This is a genomic window from Streptomyces sp. NPDC054887 (assembly GCF_053610585.1).
This window is the reverse complement of the sequence record NZ_JBSGYQ010000046.1, coordinates 23547-38179: the sequence shown is the minus strand read 5'-3', so window position 1 is coordinate 38179 and position 14633 is coordinate 23547. Positions and strand designations below refer to the sequence as shown.

Below are 14633 nucleotides of genomic sequence, written 5' to 3'. Positions count from 1 at the left end.
GACTGGCAAGCTGCCGGTCGGGCCGCGTTTGTAGGCTGGCGTAACCAGTCGTAGTTGAGTGAGGAGCAAGGAATGGGTGTCAAGCGAGTCTGGTCCACGACAGGAGTCGTGGCGCTGACAGGAGCCTTGCTCCTCACTTCGGCCCCAGCAGCGTCGGCCGATTACATCCGTGATAAGCAATGGACGTTGGACGCATTTAGTGTTGAGAAAGTCTGGGCTGAATCACAGGGCCAGGGCGTCACCGTTGCAGTCGTAGATACGGGTGTGGATGCCACTCACCCTGACCTCACCGGACAGGTCTTGCCTGGCAAGGATGTAACGGGGGGCGGAAACGCTCATAAGGATGAAGCTGGTCATGGCACTGGGATGGCAAGTCTTATCGCTGGCCATGGCCATGGGGCTAACAATGCTTCTGGCGTGATGGGCCTCGCCCCCAAGGCGAAGATTCTCCCCGTGCGTGCCGCACGTACGGGCGATAATGACTGGAAAGAGAGAAGTTGGGCTGAGGGTATTCGTTACGCCGTCAAACAGGGTGCGTCAGTCATCAACCTCTCATTCGGTGACGACCATGCTTACGAAGGTTCTGATGCCGCGAAGGCAATTGCTTACGCGCAGGAGCGTGATGTTGTCGTTGTGGCATCTGCGGGCAACGAAGGTGACGCGCGAATTCTAGACCCAGCGGGTTTGCCTGGTGTAGTTGCCGTAGGTGCCATCGATCAGTCATCGGATTTTTGGTACAAGTCAAACTTCGGTAAAGGGATGACCCTTGTTGCGCCGGGCGAGAACATTCTCAGTGCTGACCCCACTCGGTCTGGTGGTTACGCAGAGGCGGACGGAACATCTGACGCGACTGCCTTTGTCTCAGCCACCGCTGCACTGGTGCGCTCGAAGTACCCGGACCTGACAGCCGGTCAGGTCATCAACCGCCTGATCAAGTCCACAACCTTCCTCGACCACGAGGTGAAGAAGGTGCCGGACGAGGAGTTCGGTTACGGCGCGATCCGTCCCTACCGCGCGCTGACGATGGACATCCCCAAGGGTCCCAAGGAGGGTCCCCTCGCCCAGGCGCCGGCGTCCACGTCTTCGAAGGCCGGTAAGTCGTCCGACGGTGCTGACGGCAGCTCGAACCAGGCGAAGAAGAAGAGCAAGTCCTCCTCCAACACCATCCTGGTCATCGCCGGTATCGTCGGCGTCCTGGTCATCGGCGGCATCGTCTTCGCCGTAGTGCGCAGTCGCGGCAACCGAGGCAACGGCGGACCCGGCGGCCCCGGCGGACCCGGCGGCGGAGCCCCGCACGGCGGCGGCTACCCGAACCAGCCGGCGTACCCCACCGCCCAGCAGCCCTACCCTGGCTCGCCTCCCGGCCACGCCCCGCAGCACCCCAACCCATACGGTCAGCAGTCCCCGTACCAGGGGCAGTAAGCCGACAACCACGACCGAGCCCGTCGTGCCGTCCTCCGAGGGAGACGGCACGACGGGCTCAGTCGTGCACGGCGCGCTCACGCGTCTACACGCGCCACTCCCAGTAGGACAAGACCATGTCCTGAACGACAGCTTGATCGTTGGGCCGGGCGAGGAGCGCGGGGCGGGCGGCAACGGGGCATCTCGACGGTGGAAACACGAGTCACTGCCTCCGGCTGCAAGCCGACATGCGCACTCTCCGGGGCCGGTATCCGTCCGCCCCAGCAACGCCATAGCCAACCGAATGAGAGTCGCACGTGGCTGACGACGCGCCGTTCTACGCACAGGATGCCGGCAGGAAACTTGCTCGCGATTTCGAGACCCGCGCATACGACTTACGTGCGCACCTGAAGAAGTTCACCGACGAAACCGGTGAGGAAGCCATCTCGGACGGATTCGGTCTCCTGACGGAATCCGACGAGCTGAGGACCGAGTACGTCGACTACTCCTCGGACGCCGCCGACGCCTTGAACCTCGTGCACAAGTACTTGGACGCCGTGGCGGATTCCCTGCGGAAGGTGCACCGCAACACCGAGGTCACCGACGAAGGTGTCGCTGTGCTCTTCGGTGCGAAGGGCGACGGTGCCGAGAAGTGAGTGGCAACGAGTCGGTGGGTGAGGAGCTCGTAGAGCTCGGTATCGAGCTGGTGAATCCGGGCGGCAGGCCGGAGGAACTCAGGCAGGCGGCAAAGGCATGGCGCCGGTTGCAGAAGGAAGTAGCGGGCGCGGACGGGCTGCTGAAAGCCCTCGACAAGAGCGTCGAGAACGTCGTGGGGGACACCTGGCGAGGACCCGCCGCCGAAGCGTTCAGGGACCACTGGCGTGAGATGAAGGCGCAGGTTGAGAAGGCAACGGCGCAGTATGACGAGATCGCCGCGCAGCTCGACGAAGCCGCCGACTCGATCGAGAAGATCAACGAGGAAATCCACGACATCTACATCGAGATCGGTGTCTCCATCGGAGTCGGCGTAGCCCTGTCCTTCGTCACCCTCGGTCTCGGCAGCGCGGCGGCAGCGGCCAACGTCGCACGATTGGCCGGCCAGGCCATCAGCCTCTCCGATCGCCTCGGTCGGCTGTTGCGAGGCATCGCCGCAGCGATGCGTGCCTACCAACGGTCGACGAAACTGGCCAAGCTCCTGGTGGACTGCGGTCTCAACTGGGCCGGGAACAGCTTCACCACGGTTGCCGGCGCCGCGGCGACGGGCAAGGGCGTCGACGGGTCCACCCTCTACCAGGCGGCCTGGCAGGGCGGCGTGGCGTCGGTCGTCGGTACGCCGCTGGGGATGGCCGGGGCGGGAGGGGCGACGGCCCTGCTGCGGAACCGCGGCATGAGCCAGCTCGGGCAGCGCGCAGCCGAGAGTGCGGCGGGCGGTGTGGTGGGGAACGTCGCGGGCGGCGTCGCCGTCGACGGAGTCACCAGGGCGACCGGCGGAAAGCCGGAGTGGCTGAAGAACGCGGTGGTCAACACCGCCGGCGGTGGTGTCGGCGGAGCCGGCGGCGTCGGCATCGGAGCTGCCGCCCACCATCGGCTGCAGGCAACGGGGAACGCCGCCCCCGCCCCCACGAGCCCCGATCCGGCCAGGCCGCCCGCTGCCGGCCGCCAGGACGACGGCCCGCGCCCCGCGGCCGGGGCGACGCGCCCCAGCGGCTCCGCCGCGCCTCCTCCGCCAAACCCGCCCGCACCTCGCCCGCAGCGTGACATCAGGGACGACTTCGGGTGATCGGGTAGCAACAGTGCCCGCCGCAGCGCGAGTTACGTATGCCTAGGAGCCCGACGGCGATGTAGGCCGGTCCCTGGTGAACCACTCGCTGCCGGATGCCGGCGCAAGCCGTACGCGCCAGACGACAGCCACAGCCGGTGCACCCACCACACTCCTCCCGCCCCACGCCGGCGGACTCGAAGCTCCTGATGGTCCTGGCCGGCCGTATCGGTCGCGGCATCGGGAGCTTCTTGTAGTCCGGGGGCAACAGCCAGCGACGCGCCCCCGGAGCAGCTCGCTCCCAATGGCTCCCCAACGGCACGGCCCTCCAGTAACGCGGTCACAAGTTCTCCACCGAACCCGACGACGGGTGGTGCGGCCCGGTGTGTGTACAGGCCATAGGGTGTTGTGTGACTAATGGGGAGAGTGTGACCTGTGGGGCGAGGATGCCTCCCGGGCATCGGGGAACGGGCGCAGCCCGTCGGCGCGTCCTCAGTGGCCAGAGGCTCTCGGGCCGGCCGGATGCCGCCCGGCCCGCCACCCCGCCTGCCGAGTAGCCGCTGGTCGCGGTCTTCGGCCGTGCTCCGCGGACCCGTTCAGTCTGGTGGTGATGATGCGGCAGTCGAAAAGGGAGAACGCCGGTCCATGGGGGATCATTTCAAAGCAGACACGGACCAGCTGGGGGAGTTCCTCAAGACCCTGGAGAACTGTGTCCGCGACCTGAACGAGGCGCGTGCCGCTCTCGATCACGTCCGTGCCGACCAGATCGGCACGAAGCGTCTGGACGAGGCGTGCGACGGGTTCCAGGAACGCTGGAAGTACGGGTCCGAACAGACCAAGAAGATGATCGACGCCATCAGTGAGGGCGTGAAGGCCAACAAGAAGGGCTACGAAGAGGTCGAAAAGGCCTTGGAGAAGGCCTTCAAGGACATGGCTCAGGAATCCACCTCGGGTGGGAAGGACGCGAAGTAATGGCCGTCAATCCCTATCCCAACCTCGGGTGGAACCCGGTCCCCGGCATACCGAGCGAAGTCAACGCGCTGAAGCAGAAGGTCACCACCGCCGCCACCGCGCTGCGCACCTGCCACACCCAGCTCCAGAAGCTCATCGGTGAGAGCAGCTACTGGGAAGGCGACGCGGCCAAGGCGTTCCGCGAGGCGATCGACGGCGAATTGCCGACGTACATCAAGAATGCCGCACGATCCCTGGAGAAGGCCTCCGCCCAACTCGGCAACTGGGACGGGTACCTGACGGCCAACCGCGACTTGGCGCAGAAGTACGACGCCGCGGCCGCCGAGAAGAAGTCCGCCGCCAGCACGGCCAAGGAACGGCACGACAAGGCGGGACAGCATCCCGACCTCAAGCTCGCGGGCCAGCAGTTCGGCACCCAGGAAGAGGCCGACGCCGCGACGGCACGGCTGCGGGCGGCCGAGCGCAGCCTCAACGAGGCGACGACCGCGCTGAACCAGGCCAACGGCGCGTACGACGACGTCATCACCAAGGCCAAGACGCTGGAGACCACGCACTCCGACAACGCGGAGACGGTCGCGAAGTCGCTCGACGACGCCACCGACAAGCTGGCGCCCAAGGAACCCGGCTGGCTGAGCAAGGCCGTCGACGCCATCTGGGACGGCATCAAGGCCGTCGGGGCGTTCCTCTACGAGCACGCCGGGACCATCGGCGCCATTGCCGGCATGCTGGCGCTCTTCCCGACACCGCTGGCTCCGCTGTTCGCCGGCATCGCGGTCGTGGCGAGTGCCGCGTCCATGTCCAAGAACCTCTCCGATCCGAAGTTCAGAAGCGACTTGTTCGGCGGCGGCAGCGGAATGGACATGTTCTCCGCGTGGGCATCCATCGCCGGTGACACGGTCGGCATGATTCCGGGTGGCAAGGCCCTCGGCATGGCGGCGAAAGAGGTGGCCGACGGCGTGGGCATGGCCGGCAGGATGGGCGTGGCCGTGTCCAATACGGAGAAGGCCGGCGCATTCGTCAAGGAAATCGTCCCCGCCTTCTCGAAGAACGCCTCGGACGAGGTCGCCGACGCATGGCGTGCGGCGGGTGAGACCGCCTCCGGGTCGGCGAAGCTCATGGGCGAGATCACGGCCAACGGCGTGAACGTGGCCGCGAACGTCGTGTCGTCCCTGGAAAGCCTGGGCGTGGTCGACAAGGAAGGCGGCGAGCACAACGCCGCGGAAAGCACCAAGGCCGCTGCCACCGCACACAGCATCGCGGGGCTTCTGGGATGGATCTGAACGGCATGGCGCGGCAAATGAAGAGCGGGTCGAAAAGTGACTGAGCACTACGCGGAAGCGGCGATCAAGCCGAAGCCGGCTTTCTGGTACGGGTTGCCGCACGGCTATCTGCAACTGGACCTGGACCCGCCGTACGAGCAGGTCGTGGCGCTGATCCAGCAGGTGCTCAGCCTGCCCGACGAACTGCGCGACCGCGCGGAAGAGGTCGTTCGGTTCTACACCGGCGTCGTGGGCCTGCTGAACGCCCAGCAGGTGCAGGGCTGCGCGATCGGGCTGCACCCGGACGAGGCGGGCGGAGCCGTGTCCTCCGTACTCACCGTCTCGACCGTCCCGGCCTCCGGGGTCAACGCGAAGCTCGTACTGGCCGGCATGGCCGGCACCGCCGCCGACAACCCGGACGAAGGCATGCGCCCTCTGGAGCTGCCGTGCGGAACGGGCTTCATCGCCGAGAAGAAGCGGCGTACGGTCGCCCCCGGCAGGCCGCCCGAAGGCGGCGACGCTCCCGCCGAGGGAACCGTCTGGCAGGGCACGGTCGCGGTGACGGGCCGCGGCATGCCCGACATCGTCGTGGTCCAGCTGGTCACGGCCGCGGTCGATCTCGCCGACGACTACCGGAACATCCTGCTGGGCGTCGCCCACACGCTGACGTTCACCGATCCGGCCGCCCGTGACGAGCCCGACGGTACCGGTACGCGCCACGGTTCCGCGGCCACCAAGGCCATCAGAAACGACTTCGGATAGCCCGGCCGTGGCCCTGCCGAAAGGAAACCCCATGTCAGAGACCCCCCAGGTGGCTTCGCACCAGCCCCCTGCCGTGGACGCGGAGCAGATACGCAGGCAGCTGACCTCCCGCGTGCGCAGGAAGTTCCTCACGTACGGTGGGCTCTTCGCGGCCATGGCGGTGCTGCCGCCGGTGCTGTCGCAGTGGGAGGCTCTGGACAGCGGCCCGTGGCGGTGGGTCGTGTACGTGACGGCTCCGCTCACGGGCGTCGGGATCATCGGCCTGATCGCCGTGCTCTTCTACCTCCTGCCGTCGGCCGTCGCCCTCACACGGGCGTGCGGGCAGACACTCGGCGAGTACGCCTTCGACACGTACTGGCCGCGGGTCGACAAGAAGGGCGGCAAGTCGGCGACCAAGGGGCGCCCTGAACTCACGCTCAGGTTGAGGAGTGCCGAGGGCGTGAGGTCACCGCTGATGCGGGTGGTGGAGGTGCCGAGGCGCGGCGCCTGGCGCGACCCGTGGCCAGACGGAATTGAGAACGGCGTGTGGACGGCGGGCGACCTGCCCTTCGGCGGCGTCGCGTTCGTGCCGGGCAGCGGCGCGGTGCTGCTGATGCGTCCGGAGAAGTGGGACAGGCTGGCCTCGGAGCGCGATACGTTTGGTGCCGACCGTATCGCCAGGGCGGAGCGGGCGGGGCTGGAGCGAAGGGTCTTCTGACCGAGGTCTCTCGGCCGCCGGTCGGAATGATCGAATAGGATCGCCGGTCATGGACATAACGGCCCTTCTCGTTCTCCTCGTTCCGGTTCTCATGCTGCTGGGTGCGATCGAGTCCAAGCTCCGTCGCACCCACCGGGGCATCACCCGCCTGGAGCGGAAGGTGAACCTCGTCATGGAGCACCTGGGCGTCCGTGACAACGATCCGGCCCTCGATCAGGTCGCTGCCCTGCTGAGCGAGGGAAAGAAGATCCAGGCGATCAAGGTCTACCGCGAAATCACCGGCGCCGACCTGGTGGAGGCCAAGAACGCGGTAGAGGCCCTGGACGCCTCCCGCTGAGGAGTCCGGGCAGACGTTCCTGTGCCCCTGCCCGCCCGGAGACCCGTTACAACCGAATGTGACTCGTGCTGAGTTCGGCCGACGCGGGATACTCGTGGCAACGGAAGCGAGGAGATACGAGATGGCCCAGCGACCCCAGAACCCTCAGGGACCCGATTCCGGCCGCGGCGTGTGGGACGAAGCGCTCGAGCCGGAGCAGATGCGGTCGCTGAACTCCGCGTTGCGCAAGCTCGCGGACAACGGCGGCGGTAGCCCGGACCTCCAGGAGGCGGCGAAGAAGCTGCTGTCGGGCCGCGTTCCCCTGCGCGAAGCCATGGACGACCCTTCGGTGTCGCGAGCCCTGGGCGGCGGCCTGGCCTCCCTGCGCAACCAGTGGGAGTCGCTCTCGGAGGAGGAGCAGGAGCAGATAGGGCTGGGCGAAGCACCGTCGAGCGACGGGACCGCCTCCTCTCCGGCCGACCAGAGGCGCTCCGAGGGGCAGCCCTCGCAGCCGCCCCAGAAGGGCCGGGGGCGGCACAGCGGCGGCTTCTCGCTGTACTGAGCACGCGGACGCGCGGTACTGGCTTCCGGAGGGGCTGGGCGGCAACACCCCCCGCTCCGGCGCGCAGGGCGGGCGTTCCGCTGCGCGCGAAGAAGAACTGCACCTGCCGCCGACCTCGGGGAGCCGTGTCGTCCAGGCGAGGTACTCGCCCACCTACCGTCGGGCAGGTATGCCCGACGGCAGGTCCACGGTGAGGCCGTCCACGGCCAGGCAGCCATCCGGTGAGGGGGCGAGGGTGTTGCGTATGTGCGAAGCACGCGCACGCTCCTGCTCGCCTCGGCCGGGGGCCAGTAGTTGTGTCGTCGGTGGCAAGCGCGTCAGGCGGGCAGAGCGCCCTTGAAGCGTGCGCCGAGTACCGCTGGGTGAGTGGTGGCGAGCCAGCCGTGGCGGTGCGTACTCTCGGCGAGCATCGGACCGGGCTCCACCGAGAGGTGGTCGGCGGCTGTGCTTGTGTAGGGAACACCCTCGGCGTACTCCTCGGCCTCGGCCTCGTCCACTCCGTCTTCCCGGTAACTGACCTCGAAGGGCAACGGCTCTCCCGTGAATTGCGGGCAGTCGTACGTGCCGTAGCTGCGGACCTGGTGTCCGTTGCGGGCGATGTACCAGGCTTCGGAGCCGTTGTAAGGGTCGATTACATAGAAGTGAGCCTCGGCGCATTGCTCGCTGAGTTTGTCGGCCAGGGCGAACCCATCGAGGTCGTCCAGGAACGAATTGCCGTACAGCAGGCGCCAGTTATCGAGCTCCGGCTCCGTACACCCACTGGTGAACTCTGGGGTGATGAAGACCCGGTAGGCCGTCTGTGTCTGCTCCAGGGCGTCCTGGAAATCCACTGAGTCGGTAGCCTCCGTGGCGGCGGCCACGCCCATGACGGTGGTGGCCGGCCTGAGGTCGTGCAGACCCAGGATTGATACGGCTTCGTCGAGCCGGTCCGCGGGGAAGGCCAGCCAGCGGCCGGCTTCCATGGGGAGTTCAACCGGCAGTTCGTGCAATAGTTTTACACGCACCAGGCGCTCCAGGACGCGCCGATCGGCTTCGTCGAGACACGCCTCGCCACCTATATCGATGAGGAACCTGAGAGCCTGGCCGCGCAGGCCCGCCCCCGGGCCCCCGACGCCGGATGTCCAGTAGACGCGGCACCGCCTCGTCGCCCAGGCGGCTCAGCACGGCCTGAGCGCCCAGCCGCAGATTCGACGACCCGTCACCGCCCGTGTGAGCCAGCAACTTGTCGACAGCGAGTGCGCCGAGCGCGACCAGGCCGTCCTTAGCAGCACGCCGCCTGCTGCAGTCGCTGCTGTCGGACAGGTCTTGCAGGAGCGCATCAACGCTATCGGGCATGATCCACAGCCTAGTTGTGCTGCGGCGTGGCCCAGGGCCCGCCCGCGCTCAGAAGAGCCCGTGCCACATCTGCTCGAGGATCAGCGACCACCAGGCATCGGGGTTCACCAGCGCCGTGGCGTCGATGGCGACCAACTGCTCCTCCAGGTCCGCCACCGCGGCGCCCGCTGCGACCGGGTCGAGCCCCTGCATCTGCTCGCGGACAGCAGCGAGCAGGGCGAGGGAGCGGACGTACGCGCCGGCCGAGATGTTCACGTAGCGGGCCGACGCGGTGACGGGGTCGATCGCCCACACCGCGCCCAGGCCGTTCGGCTCCGTCGAGCCGGGCAGGCACTGCACGGCGAGCACGGCGACGCCGTCCCAGCCGATGCGGGTCAGGTACGCGAGCGCGGCGATCTTCTCCTCGCCGGCCGGACTGCGGCGCTCGCGCAGATTGGTCGCCACGTCGGTGAACAAGCCGCCTGCCGGGGGAGCGTCGGGCCGATCCGCGGTGAAGAACAGGGGCAGGTCGACAGGAAGCCCGGCCCACGCGAGCAACGACTGTGTGTCCTGAGGCAGTTGTGTGGCTGCGAGGTCGTCGACGTCGTAGCGGCGGACACCGTCGGCGCCGAAGACGTCGGTGAGGTGGCGGCCGACGGCCACATCGCGCAAGGGCTCGGCGGGGGGCACGTGCGTGGGGACGGGGACGCGGTGCGGGCGCGGCGGGGGCTGCCGGCCGGCGATCCGGTGCATCTTCTCGACGTGCTGGATCAGTCCGGCGATGCCCTCGGCGCGGTCCTCGGGGCGGGCCCCGTACGTCTGGGAGCAGGAGAGGCTGGCGTTCCTGTACGTGTTGAGCAGCTCGGCGGTGTAGCCGCCGGGGAGCAGGCTGGGGCGCAGGTCGGTGTGGATCGCGAGGACGTTCTCGTTGGGCACGCCCATGCGCCGCAGCTCGGCGGCGGCCTGGTGCTCGGACGGCGGGAGGCCGGGGCCGGAGTTCCGAAAAAGGGTCGTCTCCTCGCCGGTGGCCGGGTCGGTGTACGTGAAGACGGAGGTGTTCCCGGGGCCGGTCACCGGACGGGCGTCGGCTCCTGATCCGTCCCCGCCGTGCTTCTGCCGGTACATCCGTACGACCTCGTCGACCGGCACCGAGGGCCAGACCGTCAGCTCGCCGGTACGCCGGTCCACGACCCCGCACGCGTCCCCTATCTCGGCCGGCGGGCGCCGCTCCCCGGTCTCGGGGTCGGTCTCCATCGGCGCGGGCGCGGCCCATACGACCCAGCCCAGGTCGAACTTCCGCATCCTGACCTCGCGGCGGCCCGCCTCGCTGCCGTCAGGGTTGAGCCAACGGTCGGCGATGGCGAGCGCCTGCTCCTGGGTGGTCACGCGGGAGGCTCCTTCAAGATCACTGGGGGCGGTTCTGGCTGGCTGAGGCTGGTTCTAGGAGGTTATCGGTGTGGTGGGCCTCAGGATCCGCAGGGCCTTCGCACCGCGCTCGGTGGCGACGAGGAGGATGCCGTCGGGGGAGAGCTCGGCGCCAGTGAAGGGGACGTCGGAGATCAGTGCGGCCACGATCTCCTCGTCGGCGCGGCTCCACACACGCAAGTAGTCCCCACCCACGCTGAGGGCAAGCGGAGCAGAGGCGCGCTCCTCCTCTGAAGGCGGCAGTATCCGCTCGGGGGACGTGTCTCCGGATGGCGTCCCCTGGAGGAGGCTGTGGACGAGCAGTGCGGACCCGCCCCGCGCACCGGTCGGGCACGCGTCAGGCGTGCCCTCCGGGACAGCGAGCGCGGCGACGGGGACCGCCGGTTCGTCGCCGGACGCCGGGATGATCCCGATGGTCACCGCGCGGATGCCCTGGACCGGCAGGCTCCAGAGGGTCTGCCATGGGAGGTCTATGCCGAGCCGGTGGACGGCGGCAGCGTACTCGGGCAGGCCGTCCTCGACGAACGCGGTTTCCAGCAGGGCGGCACGTAGCTCGGCCGGGGCCTGGGTACGCGTCAGCAGGGGAGCGGTGCGGAGATAGCTGCGGGCCGCGGCCCCGAGTCCTTCCGTCGGTACTGCCTCAATGGCAGCGCGCAGCCGTACCGGGTCCGCGTGGACGAAGAGCCCCGGGTCGGTGAGGAGTTGCGGAAGAAGCCCGGCTTCGAGGGTGTGTCCCGCTATGTTGTCGCGTACGTAGGGATCGGCTCGGCTCCAGTCCTGGTGGGGCACGGCTTCGAGCAGTGCCACGGCTATCCGGGACTGGGCGGCGGCGACGTCGCCCAAGCCGTCGCGGATTTCGTCCCCGATGGCCGGGTGCAGCAGGCGCAGCAGCGTACGCCCGTCCTCTTCTTCGACCGGCTCGACGAACGGGGCCACGAGGGCTGTGCCGTTCCCGATCGCCTCGGCCGATTCCGGCCCCGCCACAGCGGCCGCCAGCCGCCTCCACAGCTCGGCCGGAATTTCGGCGCCTTCGCCCAGTGCCAGCGGAGCCAGCATCAGCCGCACGGTCTGCGGGTCATTGCCGAGACGGCGGGAGTGCAGGTCCAGGGCCTGGCCGACGGACATCGGCAGATGCTTGTCGTCGGTGGAGTCGAAGCCGTCGGGTGCCGACAGGATGCTGCGCACAGTCAGCTGGACGATGAGGTGGCTCGTCACCGCCTGCCGACCGATGGCCTCGGCCAGTCGACGACGCTGCCCGGGATCCACGGTGAACGGCAACTCGGGGGCGCCGGACTGAGGAGCCAATGCCGCGCCGGCGTGCAGCACCAGACCCTCGGCGTCGGCCCACTGCGGGTCGTCGAGGTCGATGGTCTGCACGGCTCCGGGCGGCAACCCCTCTGCCAGCTCGGCGGCGAGTTCGCGCGGTACGTCGGCGAGAAGGCGCACGGTCTCGGTGGACGCGAGTGGCTTGAGTACCTCACGCACCACTCGTGCGGGCTCGTGCGCCGCACGCACGGGACCGGCCCGGTCGACATCCGGAACGACGACGGTCACTGGACTGTCGAGAGAGGCCAGCTCGGCGTACACATCCTTGGTGTTGGACGCCCTCAGTTGGTAATGGTCGGCGATCAACCACAGCACCTGGCTCGCCGTCCGGCCTGCCGCCGCGGGAACGGCAGGTGCCGTCAGGGCGGGCGGCACGGATGACGGGTCCATCTCGTCGAGCGGCAGTGCCTTGCGGAACTCCGGATCGCACAGCATGAGGAATCCGGCGAGCAGCCGTGAGCATCCGCTTCCGGGGTTTCCGGTGAGGACGAGGACACGTGGTGCGCCCGGCGCTCCCGTACGCCATGCCGTGAGCGCACGCAGCGCAGCCGAGCGTCCGCCTACGTAGGGGTGCGGTATGTAGCCATCGGTTGCGGCGGTCATCGATCCCGTCTTCCGCCCTTTCAGGGGACTTCGCGTTGTCGTCGATGTTATGCAGTGGCCGGGTCAGACCCGGTCGTCGAAGTTGTAGTCCTCGAAGACCCTTTGCCAGCCCTGTGTCTGGTAGGCCTCGGGGTCGATGAGGTTCAGCCAGTGGCGTAGGTCCGACTCCGTGTCCTCGATCGACCACCAGGAGGCGCGCCACCAGAAGTAGAGGCGGACCATTGCGACGAACTGGGCCAGACTGCTGCCGGCCAGTTCGTCCTCGATCCCCGACCAGCCGTCCTGCAGCACACGCCCGTTGCGGCCGTCGAGGAGGAGTCGCGCGCCTTGCCAGCTGCCGAGGGAGAAGTACGTGGAGTCGGTCTCGTCGGGTTTGCCGAAGGGTTCGACAACGGGGTGCAGGCCCGTGTGCTCGAGGTCCGTGGTGTCGAGTTCGAGTAGGCCGGTGACACAGGGGAAGCCGACGTCGGAGAGGAAGGCGCGTGCGCTGCTGTCGGTGAGGGCGGCGGGCAGGGTCTCTTGAGGGAACCGTTTGACCGCTGCGGATCCGAAGATGTCCGCCAGCCAGTCGGTGGTGGGGGCCAGGGCCTGGGCGGGCAGGTCGGCTCGGGCAAGCGTCGTGTCGGTGCCTGCCAGGCACATGAGGAGGCCTGGTGCATCCTCGTGTCCGGCGCTCTGGTTGATCTCGATCACGCATACCCCGTCCATGGTGGCCAGAGCGATGTGATGGCCCGAGCGCGTTCCCCGAAGGACGTACTCGGGCATACGAGGCAGGTCCACTTCCCCGCTGAGGGCTCCAGCGGGGCGCCACCCCTTGGGCCCCTGGTTCGCGTGCGTCGTGTCGGAGGTGTCCGCGGCCTCGTCGGGCTCGGGGCGGGGCGCGCCCGTGGCCAGGTCCCAACTGCCGATGTGTTCGCGGCGCGTGCGGGCTGTGACCACATCGCCGGTCGGGGTGTGCACGATCTGGAGCGTCCGAAGGATCGGGCGGCTGACCACTTCGTCCGTGCTGAACACGCCAGCACCGACGCCTTCGGCCCAGAGGGTTCGCCAGGGCAGGGTGACGGGGCCGACCGCTGCCAGGAGCCGGTCGGCGGCTGCTTCCTGCGTCGGCCCGGCCTGTTTCAGGGTCAGGTGCAACAGCGCCAGCCACTCACCCTGGGACGACGGCTGAACGCCACGGCGCGCCATGTAGTGAAGGCGGGCCCCGGCACTCCCCTGCGGGATGGGCCGTGCATGGAACGCGGCCTCGAACCCTTCGAAGAGCGTCTCGTAGCCCACCCCGGCGACCGCTGCCGTGTCCTCGAGGAACGCGTTGAACTGGCCGGCTGCTGCTGCGTGACCGGCCAGGGCGCGGTCGGCGTACCAGCGGGTCGCCTCTGGGGCGTCTGCAGCTGAGAGTGTGGTGACTGCGTTTGCGTGCCAGGTTCTGGCCTCTTCGGCGGGCATCCGCGTACGCAGTTGCCGGGCCGCTGTCTCCTGCTTGAAGGAGATGAGGGCAGTGCCTGCCTCGTCGTCCGTGCGGTGGATCCATTGCCCGGCCGCCGGGGCGTCCAGCAGCGCCTCCAGCCGGGACTCGGGGATGTCCCGGCCGAGGGCGGAACAGAGCAGGGACCACACGGGGATGGGAACGAAGCGGTGCTCGGCCAATGCCAGCGCGTCAAGGGCACACGACAGGGCGGCATCCTCGTCTGGCTCTGGGAAGGAGGGCATGCTTTCGAAGCCCCCTTGCAGGGTCAGATGCCGTCCGCCCATCTCCTCGGTTCTGCCCGGGGCGTCGTCGACTTCGACCAGCAGGCGCATCCGCAGCCCGCGCGGATGGAACGTGATCAGGGCCCGTGCCACTCGATCGAGCACACGCTGCGGTTCGCGCGAGGTGCGCAGCCGACCCGCCCACTGCGTGTTCGCGAGCACGACCACGGGGTCGCCCTTGATTCGGCGGGCCACGGCGGCGATGTCGTTGTCGAAGGAGTCGGTGGCGGCGATGCCAAGGGCCGTCGCCAACTCCCGGGCCACCGCCTCCGCTGACTTGCCGGCGCAGTCGACGTGGACTGCGGCCGGGTGGCGGGCAATGACCTCGCGCAGCAGCGCCGTTCTGCCGCTGCCGGCACGCCCGCCGATCCACAGCCAGGCACTCGTTTCGCGAGGCCGGTCGATCCACTGCAGCGCACGGTTCAGCGCGAGTTCTGCCGTGACCTCATCCGGGTTCGGGGTGGTACTCATGCGTCAGGTATTTCCTA

At 68.4% G+C, this 14633-nt stretch carries 13 protein-coding genes; 9 read left to right on the top strand and 4 right to left on the bottom strand.

Features of this window, described 5'->3' with window-relative positions; all coding sequences use genetic code 11:
* Nucleotides 1-72 precede the first annotated feature (72 nt).
* The 9 genes from mycP (at nucleotide 73) to ACWGH0_RS24085 (ending at nucleotide 7728) form a co-directional block, all read left to right on the top strand.
* Complete coding sequence (gene mycP / locus ACWGH0_RS24125; protein ID WP_453406293.1) at nucleotides 73-1422, top strand: type VII secretion-associated serine protease mycosin; 1350 nt, start codon at nucleotides 73-75, stop codon at nucleotides 1420-1422.
* Between the two features lie 296 nt (nucleotides 1423-1718).
* Nucleotides 1719-2057, top strand: a complete 339-nt coding sequence (locus tag ACWGH0_RS24120) for a hypothetical protein (protein ID WP_453406292.1) — start codon at nucleotides 1719-1721, stop codon at nucleotides 2055-2057.
* Nucleotides 2054-3181 (top strand): WXG100 family type VII secretion target, encoded by a 1128-nt coding sequence (locus ACWGH0_RS24115; RefSeq protein ID WP_453406291.1) that lies wholly within the window; start codon nucleotides 2054-2056, stop codon nucleotides 3179-3181. The genes ACWGH0_RS24120 and ACWGH0_RS24115 overlap by 4 nt, the downstream gene beginning before the upstream one ends.
* A 624-nt stretch (nucleotides 3182-3805) precedes the next feature.
* Nucleotides 3806-4132 (top strand): hypothetical protein, encoded by a 327-nt coding sequence (locus ACWGH0_RS24110; RefSeq protein WP_453406290.1) that lies wholly within the window; start codon nucleotides 3806-3808, stop codon nucleotides 4130-4132.
* A complete protein-coding gene (locus ACWGH0_RS24105) occupies nucleotides 4132-5412 on the top strand; it encodes a putative T7SS-secreted protein (protein WP_453406289.1) in 1281 nt (426 codons plus the stop codon). The genes ACWGH0_RS24110 and ACWGH0_RS24105 overlap by 1 nt, the downstream gene beginning before the upstream one ends.
* A 36-nt stretch (nucleotides 5413-5448) precedes the next feature.
* Nucleotides 5449-6153 carry a hypothetical protein gene (locus ACWGH0_RS24100; protein WP_453406288.1) on the top strand — a complete coding sequence of 235 codons (705 nt, stop codon included), beginning with the start codon at nucleotides 5449-5451 and terminating at the stop codon, nucleotides 6151-6153.
* A 31-nt stretch (nucleotides 6154-6184) separates the two neighbouring features.
* The gene (locus ACWGH0_RS24095; RefSeq protein WP_453406287.1) at nucleotides 6185-6850 is read left to right on the top strand and encodes a hypothetical protein; all 666 of its coding nucleotides are present in this window, start codon (nucleotides 6185-6187) and stop codon (nucleotides 6848-6850) included.
* 49 nt (nucleotides 6851-6899) lie between these two features.
* Nucleotides 6900-7187 carry a ribosomal protein L7/L12 gene (locus ACWGH0_RS24090; protein ID WP_453406286.1) on the top strand — a complete coding sequence of 96 codons (288 nt, stop codon included), beginning with the start codon at nucleotides 6900-6902 and terminating at the stop codon, nucleotides 7185-7187.
* Nucleotides 7188-7308: 121 nt separating this feature from the next.
* A complete protein-coding gene (locus tag ACWGH0_RS24085) occupies nucleotides 7309-7728 on the top strand; it encodes a hypothetical protein (RefSeq protein WP_453406285.1) in 420 nt (139 codons plus the stop codon).
* A gap of 317 nt (nucleotides 7729-8045) precedes the next feature.
* Here ACWGH0_RS24085 and ACWGH0_RS24080 read toward each other — a convergent pair whose 3' ends face one another.
* From ACWGH0_RS24080 to ACWGH0_RS24065, 4 genes are all read right to left on the bottom strand, one after another.
* On the bottom strand, nucleotides 8046-8732 hold the full coding sequence (locus ACWGH0_RS24080) for a hypothetical protein (RefSeq protein WP_453406284.1): 687 nt from the start codon (nucleotides 8730-8732) through the stop codon (nucleotides 8046-8048).
* A 379-nt stretch (nucleotides 8733-9111) separates the two neighbouring features.
* Entirely contained in the window at nucleotides 9112-10428 is a 1317-nt protein-coding gene (locus ACWGH0_RS24075; RefSeq protein WP_453406283.1) for an SUKH-4 family immunity protein, read from the bottom strand.
* 54 nt (nucleotides 10429-10482) lie between these two features.
* Nucleotides 10483-12396, bottom strand: coding sequence for an ATP-binding protein (locus tag ACWGH0_RS24070; RefSeq protein ID WP_453406282.1), 1914 nt, complete (start codon nucleotides 12394-12396; stop codon nucleotides 10483-10485).
* Between the two features lie 63 nt (nucleotides 12397-12459).
* Nucleotides 12460-14616: an SUKH-4 family immunity protein gene (locus ACWGH0_RS24065; RefSeq protein WP_453406281.1), complete on the bottom strand. Its 2157-nt coding sequence runs from the start codon at nucleotides 14614-14616 to the stop codon at nucleotides 12460-12462.
* Nucleotides 14617-14633 lie beyond the last annotated feature (17 nt).